Source organism: Cryomorphaceae bacterium 1068 (genome assembly GCA_027214385.1).
Lineage (GTDB): Bacteria > Bacteroidota > Bacteroidia > Flavobacteriales_D > Cryomorphaceae > JAKVAV01.
Genome location: JAPVXR010000001.1, coordinates 553,151 through 565,372, shown reverse-complemented (window position 1 = coordinate 565,372; position 12,222 = coordinate 553,151). Strand labels below are relative to the sequence as shown.

General features: G+C 45.0%; 8 protein-coding genes. 7 read left to right on the top strand and 1 reads right to left on the bottom strand.

Translation table 11 applies throughout. The annotated features are described in order from the left end of the window. Nucleotides 1-68 precede the first annotated feature (68 nt). Nucleotides 69-1,586 (top strand): T9SS type A sorting domain-containing protein, encoded by a 1,518-nt coding sequence (locus O3Q51_02395; protein MCZ4407642.1) that lies wholly within the window; start codon nt 69-71, stop codon nt 1,584-1,586. A gap of 85 nt (nt 1,587-1,671) precedes the next feature. Here the strand turns inward: O3Q51_02395 and O3Q51_02390 are convergent, their stop codons facing one another. Beyond that, on the bottom strand, nt 1,672-2,901 hold the full coding sequence (locus O3Q51_02390; protein MCZ4407641.1) for a hypothetical protein: 1,230 nt from the start codon (nt 2,899-2,901) through the stop codon (nt 1,672-1,674). Between the two features lie 100 nt (nt 2,902-3,001). Between O3Q51_02390 and O3Q51_02385 the strand changes: the two genes are divergently transcribed. The 6 genes from O3Q51_02385 (at nt 3,002) to O3Q51_02360 (ending at nt 12,212) form a co-directional block, all read left to right on the top strand. Further along, nucleotides 3,002-3,907 (top strand): alpha/beta fold hydrolase, encoded by a 906-nt coding sequence (locus tag O3Q51_02385; protein ID MCZ4407640.1) that lies wholly within the window; start codon nt 3,002-3,004, stop codon nt 3,905-3,907. 88 nt (nt 3,908-3,995) lie between these two features. Beyond that, nucleotides 3,996-6,545, top strand: coding sequence for a DUF5686 and carboxypeptidase regulatory-like domain-containing protein (locus O3Q51_02380; protein ID MCZ4407639.1), 2,550 nt, complete (start codon nt 3,996-3,998; stop codon nt 6,543-6,545). A 537-nt stretch (nt 6,546-7,082) separates the two neighbouring features. Continuing rightward, the gene (locus tag O3Q51_02375) at nt 7,083-8,831 is read left to right on the top strand and encodes a hypothetical protein (GenBank protein ID MCZ4407638.1); all 1,749 of its coding nucleotides are present in this window, start codon (nt 7,083-7,085) and stop codon (nt 8,829-8,831) included. A 7-nt stretch (nt 8,832-8,838) separates the two neighbouring features. Then, entirely contained in the window at nt 8,839-10,683 is a 1,845-nt protein-coding gene (locus O3Q51_02370) for a zinc-dependent metalloprotease (GenBank protein ID MCZ4407637.1), read from the top strand. A gap of 93 nt (nt 10,684-10,776) precedes the next feature. Further along, nucleotides 10,777-11,445 carry an ABC transporter ATP-binding protein gene (locus tag O3Q51_02365; GenBank protein MCZ4407636.1) on the top strand — a complete coding sequence of 223 codons (669 nt, stop codon included), beginning with the start codon at nt 10,777-10,779 and terminating at the stop codon, nt 11,443-11,445. Then, nucleotides 11,442-12,212 (top strand): TIGR02757 family protein, encoded by a 771-nt coding sequence (locus O3Q51_02360; GenBank protein ID MCZ4407635.1) that lies wholly within the window; start codon nt 11,442-11,444, stop codon nt 12,210-12,212. The genes O3Q51_02365 and O3Q51_02360 overlap by 4 nt, the downstream gene beginning before the upstream one ends. The last annotated feature ends 10 nt before the right edge of the window (nt 12,213-12,222 follow it).

Genomic DNA, 12,222 nt, shown 5'->3' with positions numbered 1-12,222 from the left:
CTTGGTCAATCGCCGAATCCTACTATTTTTGATAGAACTTCCACTAACCTATCCAATCAACCGAATCAATGAAAAATCTACTCCTATCCTGCCTGTTCCTATTCGTGACATGGAATATTAGTGCTCAGCCTTTCTTCTTGTTCAATGATTTCACTTCAAAGGAATTTGCTCCGCTCGAAGAGACGTGGGAACGTAACTATACATTGAAGATGGACTCCCTCTACTGGGGAAATGTTATCTCGGTGTTTTACTTGCATTCTGTCATGAATCTTTCAGAAGATGCTGATTTTCAGCCTGACGAAAATGATCCCGACGAGTGTTTCGGCTGGGGAGGCTGCTTTGCCAATACCGGTTCTACCGGATTCGGAGATATGATCTTTTCGCCTGTGCCATTTGCCTACGACTTTTACACTTTGAGTGGCGACACCCTGCGGCTGGACTTCCTTGCCGATTCATCGGTATTCTACCAAAACGAATCCGAACTGTTTGCGATGATCTATGAAAGCGAAACTGAACAAATGGTTTTTGGCAGCATGGAGATGGTGCAGTCTTACCGAATAGGACATTACAATACAGATGGAGCTGAGCTATTGACGCCTTTGCACGGAAGTGCCATCACAGTGGGCGAAAACACGGGACTGATCGATTTCTTTCAGGTGGATGAATTCCCACAAGTAGAAATGCCATTAACGCTCATAGGCGATGCCAATCACGGTGAAAGCCTGACCCTCTTGACAGGCGAAATGATCTACGATTTCCAAGTAGGTGATACCATACAATACAAGATTTCCTATTTCGAGTCGGAGCCGTTTGGCCCCAATCCCATTGAAGAAGTTAGCTACTTGAATCGTATCTTCCTGAACCGAATGGAAGAAGCGGATACTTTGCGCTATACCGTCGTGCACCAATCATTTGATCAAGGCGAACTGAACTTTGAAGAATGGACGGAAGAATTGGCCTATGCGCGTTTTGATACCTTGGCGTCAATGCCTTTTTACCGAAGAAAAGACGCAGGCCTCAATGCTTATGGTAGCTTTCAAGAATTTTTGTTTCAGCGAGACTTTTGTGGAGACGTACGCATAGGTTTTGGCGGTCTTTCTTCGCCATTTGCCAGGTGCGAAGAACACGACGCTTGGTGCGGGTTCGACACCAATGGCCCTCCTCCCATCACGAGCTACGAGTACGTACCCGGATTGGGGCAATACCTGCACGAAGTAGATAGAAATGGATTTGGCACATTTACCTCTTGGCGAGAAGCTACGGAGGTGGTTTTCTTTTCCAAAGGTGAAAGTAGCTGCGGGCAGGAGGCGATTCTATCCAGCCGAGATCAAGATCACCCTCGAATAGCTTTTACCGTTTTTCCGAATCCCACTGACGATATGATCAAGATTCGCATTTCATCAGAAGTGGAGTCTCAACTCTCGGGCTTAACTGTTTTGGACATGTCAGGCCGCACTGTGGTTGCTTACCCTTGGAAAGGAGCCAATGGGACTTTTGACATTGCAGGATTGGCCGCGGGCATTTACCTCTTGCAGGTGACCTCGGCAGATGGGATTCTTGGGACAGAGCGCTTTGTGGTAGAATAAGTTTAGTCGGGATAACTGATTGAGGTCCAGAGATGTAAAGCGGGAAATATATTGAGAACCCAGCCTTATGAGGATTAATCTTCTTTTACTCAACATTCCCAAACCGCCTGAGCTTGTTATTTAGCTTGCTTACGGTAATGGCATGGTCAATATTGAGAAAAGGCAACAGTGGGAATAAGAAAATCAATTCTTCGGGAGTCTCCCTATAGCTCTTCTTAAAGCTTCTCACATAGTAAGGAAAGGGATCGCAGAGCTGTACGAAGTTATGATCCTTAATCACCAATGCGCGAAAATCAGCACCAATATCACTATCGCCATAGCGCTTTACCCGACGCAAGCCGCCATTGGGGTCGGGCTCAATTCGCGTGTCAATGTAGTAGCGCGCCGTGTCAGGCTTTAGGTTGGCAAACTCGGCAATGAAGAAATCAGGCAAGCTATCTCCCCGGACAAAAGAAACGTTGTCAAAGTCGGCATTCATTAAAGAGGAAAAATTGCCGTTTCGAATGTCTTCAGAATAATTGCTGTAGAAGAAATAAACCTCGGAAAATGAGTAGTTCGCCTTAAATGCAGAAACGATAGCTCGGTTCTCCGTTTCCACAGCTCTAATCACTTCTTGGGTTTTATCAGTCGCTCCCCGCTCGTTCAAGGCAGTAATCAAAGGCTGGGAGGTTGGGAGCCGCACCAAAAGTGCTCCTCTGCGCAAATCTCTGATTTGATTCATTGCCACCATCCGTCGGCTTGGTGGCCTTTGTTCTGTTGGCGTCACTCGAATGGGAAAACGGAAAGTCACGGCAGCATTATTAAAACCTCCATTTAAGCCGATACCATATGTGAAGTGAAGGGTGGCCTCATTGTGAAACTGAAATCCCAATTCCAGCGGCACCACCATTTGCGTTAGGCTTGACACGTCTTCAAAATCTCGCTCAAAGACACTTTGGGTACTCTCGCGATTGATCGCCCGAGCACTCAAAGCATAGTAATATCCGATACCTGAACTGAAAGAGAAGGCATTGAGAAAATGAATCCTCAGCAGCGCATGTGCATCAATGAAGTTGCTCTCAAAGCGGAGGGTTGTTTGGTCAAATCTTTCACCGCGCATGGAATAGGCCGCGTTCAATTCTGCCGAAAGGAATTTGGTAGAGTGGTACTGTCCGTAAAATCCGATGAATGGCCGAGCAGTACCCGACACATCTTCCACCCCTTTTGAAACCTTGCTGAAGTTTAATCCCGCCATCGGACCGAAGGAATATCCCCTTTGTCCAACTGTCATCTTTGCAAAGCCCAGCAGTAGAATAAGAATGAGTAATCGTCTCACGGAAAAGAAATTCTGCGGCAAATATAGGTTTTCGTATTAGATATATTTTTAAGGATATCCTCTGTTCGAACTCACTGAAAACTCAATTATATTTACACGCTTGAAAGAACGATACTCCTCCGAACTCATTCAACACCCGAAGGGATACCAAACCTGTATACATCGGTTTACACCAAATGAAGGCTGCGGCATACCGGTATTGCTGATACATGGAAGTATCGAAAATTCACGGATCTTCTATTCTGCTTCAGGAAAAGGCTTCGCACCTTTTTTGGCCCAAAAGGGTTTTGATGTCTTTGTTCCCGACCTTCCCGGTAAGGGGAAAAGTACACCGAAAGCGGCCAGAGGTTTTGAGCACAGTCAGCAGCAGTTTATCGATGGCGACTTTAACGATTACATCCGCTATATCCGCTCCTTTTATCCTACCAAAAAAATCAGAGTGGGAGGACACTCTTGGGGTGGTGTATTGGCTTTGGCTTGGTATGCCAAGTTCGGTACAACCGAAACCATCGGGCCCATGGTATTTTTTGGCTCCAAAAGAAAACTGGCTACTCGATCGCTCAGCCGTCTGTTTATGATTGACATCATGTGGTCGGCAGTGGGGAATTTATCGACTTCAATGATGGGATATTTGCCCGCAGTGAAGTTGAAAATGGGAAGTGACAATGAGCCGGCACATTTTTACCGCGAGACGGCTAAGTGGGTGCGATCAGCCAAATGGTGCGACTTCCAAACCGGAGAAGATATGGCGGCAAAGCTTCAATGCAAAACGCTCCCGCCCGCTCTCTTCTTTGCAGGAATTAACGATAAGGTCTTGGGAAACCCACAAGATGTTAGGAGATTGATGGCTGAAACGGGAGGAGACTCAACAGAGTTTATACTACTTTCCAAAAAAAATGGCAACCATAAAGACTATGACCACATCGATATGTTGACGGCTCGAACTTGTCCCGAAGACCATTTTCCAATGGCTGCCGAATGGTTAACGGCAGGAAATTTGAAATGAGGTGTTAACTTTTATCCGACCTATCCGTCACATGAATGTGAAGACAACTATCCCACCAATAGCCATTCTGTTTTGCCTCTTGTTAAATATGGCTGCTTACACCCAGGGAGTGCGCGGTCGAGTTATCGATCAAGAAGGAAATCCACTTTCGTTTACCACGATATTCATTCCCGAAACGGGATCGGGTAGCGTTACGAATATCAACGGTACTTACGAAATCAAGCTAAGCCCGGGAACATACAACCTAAACTACCAATACTTAGGTTATGCGAGCACTGCTAAAAAAGTAACGGTGGCCAATGATTGGATTACCGTGGATGTAGTTTTAACCAAACAAGCCTATACGCTAAACGCCGCAGAGATAGACGGAGGGAAAGAAGATCCCGCGTACAAGATCATGCGAAAGGCCATTGCCAAAAGCGCTTTCCACCGCCAGCAGGTGGAGAAATACACGTGCATCGTGTACCTCAAAGGAGGAGGACGATTAGTAGACTACCCGTGGTTCATGAGGAAAACAATGGAAGAAGAAGGCATTGATACTGCCGCCACATTTGTACAAGAATCCGTAACGGAAGTTACTTACGAGCGGCCTGCCACTTATACTGAAAACGTCATCAGCATTCGCACGAGCGGCGACGATCAAGATGTGAGTCCCATGAATTACATTAACGGAAGCTTTTATGAAGATAAGGTGGCAGGTGTTGTATCTCCGCTTTCGCGAAAAGCATTTGGCTACTACCGTTTTGAGTACATCAGCACATTCGTAGACGGCAATTACAACATCAATAAAATAAAAGTTACCCCGCGAGTAGACGACGAAGAATTCCTGTCGGGATACCTCTACATAGTAGAAGACTTATGGAGTATTCATAGCGTAGACTTCATGATTCACCCGCAAGGAATAAATATCGGAATTGAGCAAAACTACGCCCCGATCAAGCCCGACGTTTGGCTACCGATCTCGCATCATTTTAAAGGCGATGGGAAACTCTTTGGTTTTGAATTTGAATTTGAATATTTAGCCACTGTGAGTAAGTACGACGTCGAGGTCAACCCCGACCTCGACACCGAATTTGAAGTATTGGACATCAAAACCGAGCAGGAAGAAATAGCCCTTGCCGAAAAAAAGGAAAAGCCCCGAAGTGAGACGGAAGAAAAGCTGTTCAACGGTGAAGAAGTATCTACCAAAGATTTGCGCAAGCTAATGCGCGAATACGCAAAAGAAGAGCGCAAGGAACAAGACGAGCCCGATATAGTCTTTGAACGGAAAATCAACATCGATACCTTGGCCTACAAGCAAGACAGCCTGTACTGGAAAGAAGTAAGGCCCGTCCCACTCACGGAAAGCGAAGTGAAAGGCTATGCCCTGCAAGACAGCCTGGCAGCAGAATACGCTAAAAAAGCTGAGGGTGACACCCTTTCGGGGAAAAAGGGATTCAAAGTGCAGGACTTAATCCTGGGTAGCGGATATGACCTGGGAAACGACCACTACTTAAATATTAAAAATCCGCTTCTGTCCATTCGCTACAATACAGTGGACGGATGGAACGGTGAGTACGGTCTGAAATACTATAAGCGTTTTGAAAACAAGAACCGGCTGGAGATATTGCCTGTCTTTCGATATGCCGTTTCACGCGGTAAGGGTTTTGGAAAAGTGAGCACAGGCTATACTTATGGCCAAGGCTTGAAACAGGGAAAGGTAAGCCTTAGCGGAGGGGCGTACTATTCGCAATTCAATTCTCAAGAAGCCATTCTACCCTTTACGAATACCTTCACAAGCCTGCTTGCTCAAAACAACTTCATGAAGGTATACGATAGGGATTTCGTTGAAGTAAATTGGAGGCAGAACGTCTCCACCAAATGGAAGGTAACCGCATCGGTGGACTACTCCAGCAGAAAGGAGACATATAATACAACAGGTCAGGTTTGGTTTCCCGCTGAAAACAAGGATTACACTCCCAACCGCCCTGAAAACATTGAGTTGGAATCTACGGCTTTTGGCGTAAGCGATGCATTTAAAGTCAATCTATCCACCACTTGGCTTCCATTTGCTTACGCCTATAAGCGCGACGACAAGTATTACCGAGTAGATAAACAACCCACTTTCACGTTGAGATACGAGAAGGCCATTCCCGGTATTGCCGATGCCACTATGGATTATGACCGACTCTCACTAGAGGTAAAATACAGCATGACACTGGGACTGCTCGGTGACTTAAATCTGCGAACCGAAGGAGGTACATTTTTCACCAATAAGCGGATGGATTTTATGGACTACGCCCATTTTATGGGAAACCAAACCATCTTCACACGCTTCGATCAATTGAAGGGATATGCCATTGCACCATACCACCTCTACTCTACCAATGATCAGTATTTAAGCACCTACGTAAACCTGGAATTGCGCCGTTTTGTATTCAGTCAATTTCCGACTTTGAGATTGGCAGGCCTCACTGAGAATATCAATGTGAATCACCTCATCACTCCCTCTGTAGATAATTATACGGAAGTGAGCTATAGTCTGTCGAATATATTCAGGCTCTTCCGTATCGATGTAACGGGAGCCTTCGTAGATGGAAAGTATGAGGATTTCCGCGTTCAAGTGGGGATTACATCCAATCTTTTTAGCGTCGATTAAACGCACCTAGAATTTTTTCATCTTTTTCAAGAGTTTCAATAATCCACTAGATTGAAATGAATCGCTTGTAATTTTTGCTCTTATCTATCGAATTCAATTGCCTTTGAGTATGCTGAAGATGATTTACTCGATCTCTCTTTCAAGTCTGATTTGATCCTATTTTGGCGAAATTCAGGTCAATCTGTATTCTTTTAGCTTTTTATAAATGATTGTCAATTCTATTTACAGACACTATAGTATTCCTACTAAAACACATTTGAATATTCATTGAAGCATGCTAAAACAGACGGACTCACAACCCATTGTCTTTATGACACTTTGAGCTCTAATTCTGATTACATCGATCATTTCTCCTCGCAAATACTAGTGATATTTTGGATTCCCAAGAACCAACTGTCAATAATTTAACTACTTTTAGTCAACCAATCAAAGCAACCAACCAACCGACAATCTAGCTCTGCTATTGCTATCTAGTCTCTTGCTGCTTTGTGTTTGGATACAAATTGAAATCAATTTATAACCCAAATACCAATCACAATGAAAACCAATCTACTCCGTGGTCACAGGCACCACATCAAAAACGGCATCTTTGCCGTGGCACTTCTTTTATTCTCGGGCCTGTACAATTTGGCCAACGCGCAAACAATTAATATTGGTCCGAATCAGTATGCCTTTCAGTTTACTGGAAATCCCAATTTCGGATTGTTCTTTAATTCTACCAATTCTCAGTACGAATTCAGAAATGGTGCGGCATCACCAATCTTCGCGATAGGTGCTGCCAATGGTGATTTGAGAAGTAATCTATCCTTTTCATCAGGTAGTGATTTTCTAGTAGGCCCTGATAGATATGCCTTTCGGTATATAAATCAACCGAATTTCGGACTCTACTTTAACGATACCGACTCACGTTATGAGTTCTTGAATGGTGGAGCCAATCCCATTTTTGGTTTTAGTGCACTTGACGGTAAAATGACAACTGATCTTCAATTCTCGCCATCGGCGTCTTACATCGTTGCTCCAAATAACTATGCTCTACGTTCTGCCGCTAATGCGAATATCGGGCTTTACTTTGGGCCATCCGATTATGAATTTCGCAATTCTGCAGGGACCTCGGTACTGAACATCAATGCCAACACCGGACAAATGGTTTCAACTTCTAGCATCACAGCGAGCGGAGGTAACTCTGCACAGTGGACATCTGCATTTAACTGGGGTGATCATGCTGCAGCTGGTTACATCTCATCAGAGGTAGATCCACAGGTAGGTGTCATAGCAAATAACCGCATACCCAGATGGAACGGATCTTCACTAATTTCAGGTTCGGTAACGGATGCCGGATCAGGAATTACAGTAGCGGGAAACTCTGTTTTTAACAACAGCTTGCGCGTTGGAGGAGGATTTAACGGATCCACTTCTTCATCTGCATTTACCGTAGGTAGTGCAACTACTTATACTGCACTTGATAATAATGAGATTCAAGCTTATACAGGCGGATCCCAAGGTTTACTTTACTTAAACTTTTGGGGTGGAGACATCAACTTTGCCAATAATACCATGTGGCTGGATAGAGCTGATGCACGACTCGGCTTAAACACATCCACGCCTACTGCGAAGCTGGATGTTCAGGGAGAAACGGACAATACAGAAGCAGTGATCAATGCTACGGGGAATTACAATTTAGGAAATTCAGATGTACGAGCAGTAAACGCTGATGCCGTGATAGCCCCCGGCTATGGATACGGAGTAGACGCTTCAGGTGGATACCGAGGTGTCTATGGTTTTGGAAATGGAACCACTTACACGGGAACGACTACCGGTGTCTATGGAACGGCTTCAGGTTCGGCAGGTACGCGCATAGGTGTTTATGGTTCTGCATCAGGTGGAACTACTAACTGGGCCATGTATTCCGCAGGAAATCACTATGTATCAGGTGATCTGAGAGTTGGGTTCGGCGCTATAAATGGAGCAACAGGTTTTAAAGTAGCCGTAGATGGAAAAATGATTTGCGAGGAGCTCAAAGTTCAATTAAGCCAAGACTGGCCTGACTACGTTTTCGCAGATGACTACTCTATGATGAATTTGAATGAACTCGAAGAGTACATCAAAACGGAGAATCATCTTCCAGGCGTTCCATCAGCTTCAGAAGTAGAAGAAGCCGACGGAATCATGTTGGGAGAAATGCAACGTGTAACCGTTGAAAAGCTGGAGGAATTAACACTCTACATTCTTGAGCTCAAGAAAGAAAACGATCAGTTAAAAGAAAGAATTGAAGCACTTGAAAACTAAACCAATCATGAAAAACGCAAACTACAACAAGGCGGTTTTCAGGTGGGTTGGCATTCTATGTCTTTCCATAATGGGATTTTCCTCCATTCAGGCGCAAAGCCTACTAACGAATGTGGGGGATCCAGGATTAGACAGAGAACAAGGGCACTTTCTGAAAACCGTTACAGACAATGCAATGAACCATTCACTCGAATTCGTCGAAGTGAACTTGGAAGCATTGAAAGGAAATTCGTTTACGTTCCAACCGAACAAACACGAAAGCTATACCGTGATCAAGAATGAACGCGGAGAGAATTATGCAAGCCTTGTATCTTGGTGCGGGTCGATTAATACCGAACAGGAGTTTGGTGATGTAAACATGGTCATCAATGGAGATGAGCTTGTTGCGCACTTTACTCTGGGAACACGAATTTTTGCACTTACTCCGCTTGGAAAAGGCCTACATGTATTCTATGAGGTAGACTCGAGTATGATGCCCAAAGAAGACTGTGAACACGGCGATACAGAGCTGGATTATGACTATGTACCCGACAAAGAAGGTATTCCTCAAAACGAGGATATGCTTTGGGAGGATATAGGGTTACCGAAAGCTACCGGAGAATGTAAAATCCGTGTACTCGTTGGCTTCACCACTTCTGCTCAGGGTCAGTACACCAGTATTTTGGCCGAATTAGCGAATCAAGTGAATTTGGCAAATGCAGCTTATGACAATGCACAGGTCGGATTCAATATAGAACTCGCAATGGCCTACAATGTGGGATACACCGAATCGGGTGATTTAGGAACTGACCTATCAAGGTGGCGGGCCACATCAGATGGATTTATGGATGATGTTCATAGCAATCGGACCCTGTTTGATGCAGACATGTGCGCTTTAATTGTCAATGATGGCGGTGGAATTGCCTATTTATCGCTTGACTATGAAGACACCTTTTCCGTGACAGGAACTGGTAATTTCGGGGTATTTACTTTTCATCATGAGCTAGGGCATAATATGCTTTGCACGCACGATCTTGTAAATCCCACCCAGCCTGGTACTGCACCATATGCCGGTTATGGAGAACCAACAGTTGGTTGCTTCAGGACCATTATGGCTTATCAACCGGCTTGTGGAACAGGAGCATGCGGCAGAGTAAATGTTTTCTCACGTTCTGTAGGGACCTACACTTGCGGTGGCACCGCATACGCAAAAGGAGGCCCGAATAATAGAAACCGAGATAGACTTGTACTATCTAAGAACGCCACGAACAACCATACCACTGTGCTGGCCAATGCTACCTACGGCGCTGATTACAACTGGTTCAATCAAGAAGCCATTAATTTTGTGGCTGAAGAGACTGTGGGTTACAGTTCTGCGGTCAACAATTGGGAAATGTTCAGCGGTTCAGAAGGTAGCTTCCGTGCCAGCGATGAGGTAACACTTGGTGAAGGTTTCTGGGCGCGCAGTGGGTCTACCTTCACTGCCTACCTGGAGTCGTGTACCGACATTTCTCCTGACGCTGCCGCATTGGCAATAGTTGATCCTGGATACGAGCCTACAGAAGAATCGGTCAGTCCGATTTCTGACGCACCTGCAGAAGGCTCTAAATTCTTCCACGACCTGACCGTTTTCCCGAATCCCTTCATCGAAAGCACTACCGTACAGTTCAACTTTCACGGAGATAAACGGGTGAGCATTACGCTAATGGATATTCTAGGAAGAGAAATGATGCAGATAGCCAATGCAGTAGAATTTGCCGAAGGACAACACAGAATTGAGATTCAAACCTCAGATCTGCCTACAGGTATTTACCTTATCACCCTTAGAGCAGGAGATGATGTGATGGTAAAAAGAATCATCAAGGGTAATTAAACCTAATCAATCATAATCAGAAAGAGCACCGCCACAGTGGCGGTGCTTTTTTATTTTGTTTTGAAGAGAATGGATTTGTCTACTTTTGACTACATGATTTCGGCAAAAGAAGTGCAAAAATCCTACGGTGAACTCCAAGTTCTCAAAGGAGTAAATCTTGAGATTAAAAAAGGGGAAGTAGTATCCATTGTTGGAGATTCAGGAGCAGGCAAGACCACCTTACTTCAAATCTTGGGAACACTCGATCAAGCCGACAATGGTGAAGTGGAAATAAACGGACAAAAGACTACAGGCCTTTCAGGAAAGAAATTGGCTGCTTTTCGAAACGAGCACATCGGCTTTATTTTCCAGTTTCACCACCTCTTACCTGAGTTCACTGCGTTGGAGAACATCTGCATAGCCGGATATATAGCAGGGATGAGCAAAGCATCTGCGGAGGAAAGAGGTCTGCATTTGCTGGAGCGCCTAGGTCTAAAACCCCGAGCCGACCACAAGCCTAATGAACTCTCGGGAGGCGAGCAACAAAGAGTAGCCGTGGCACGCGCCATGATGAACAATCCTTCGGTGATCTTTGCCGATGAACCTTCGGGCAATCTGGATTCTAAAAATGCCAAAGCGCTTCATGAACTCTTCTTTGAATTGAGAGATGAGCTCGGACAAACATTTGTGATCGTAACTCACAACCTTGAGCTAGCCAAAATGGCCGACAGAATGCTGACGATGGTCGACGGAAAATTTGAAGAAAAACAAACCTTGGTTTGAACAAACAAGAAGTAGAAAAGCTCCTTCGTGAAAAGACTTCTCTTTACAATCATTCGGATTTTATAGCTACCGATCCCATTCAAATCCCACATCGGTTTGAAAAGAAGGAAGACATCGAGATTAGTGGTTTCTTGACAGCCGTTATCGCTTGGGGGCAGCGAGTGACCATCATCAACAATGCCACCCGACTCATGCAAATGATGGACAATTCTCCGCATGACTTCATCGTCAATCACCAGGATAAAGACTTGATTCCCTTTGAAAATTTCGTTCACCGAACCTTCAATGGAGATGATTGTCTCACTTTTATTGCCGCGCTCAAAAGATTCTACCTCGACCTGGGTGGATTGGAAAGCGTTATGGCTCGATCATTCAAAAACGACCAAGCTTCTCCGGGTTCTGGTTGGACCCGGTTTAAATCCACCTTTTTTGAAGTACCACATCTCAAGCGCTCCGAGAAGCACCTCCCCGACCCTGCCAAAGGTTCGGCCGCCAAACGGATGAATATGTACCTGAGGTGGATGATTCGCAAAGACGACGCGGGGGTAGATTTCGGTATTTGGGATCAAATGAACCCGAGCCAGCTCTACCTGCCACTTGATGTCCACACGGGACGTGTGGCGCGAAAACTCAAACTACTCAAACGAAAGCAAGACGACTGGAAAGCCGTCTTAGAACTAAACGAAAAACTGAAGCAGTTTGACTCGGAAGATCCCGTTCGCTTTGATTTTGGACTTTTCGGTTTGGGTGCCTTCGAAAAATTTTAATTTTAACCAT

What these genes read in the sequence shown, in the direction of transcription:
- O3Q51_02395 (MCZ4407642.1), top strand. Translation starts at nt 69, where the DNA reads ATGAAAAATCTACTCCTATCCTGCCTGTTCCTATTCGTGACATGGAAT.
- O3Q51_02380 (MCZ4407639.1), top strand. Translation starts at nt 3,996, where the DNA reads ATGGCTGCTTACACCCAGGGAGTGCGCGGTCGAGTTATCGATCAAGAA.
- O3Q51_02375 (MCZ4407638.1), top strand. Translation starts at nt 7,083, where the DNA reads ATGAAAACCAATCTACTCCGTGGTCACAGGCACCACATCAAAAACGGC.
- O3Q51_02370 (MCZ4407637.1), top strand. Translation starts at nt 8,839, where the DNA reads ATGAAAAACGCAAACTACAACAAGGCGGTTTTCAGGTGGGTTGGCATT.
- O3Q51_02365 (MCZ4407636.1), top strand. Translation starts at nt 10,777, where the DNA reads ATGATTTCGGCAAAAGAAGTGCAAAAATCCTACGGTGAACTCCAAGTT.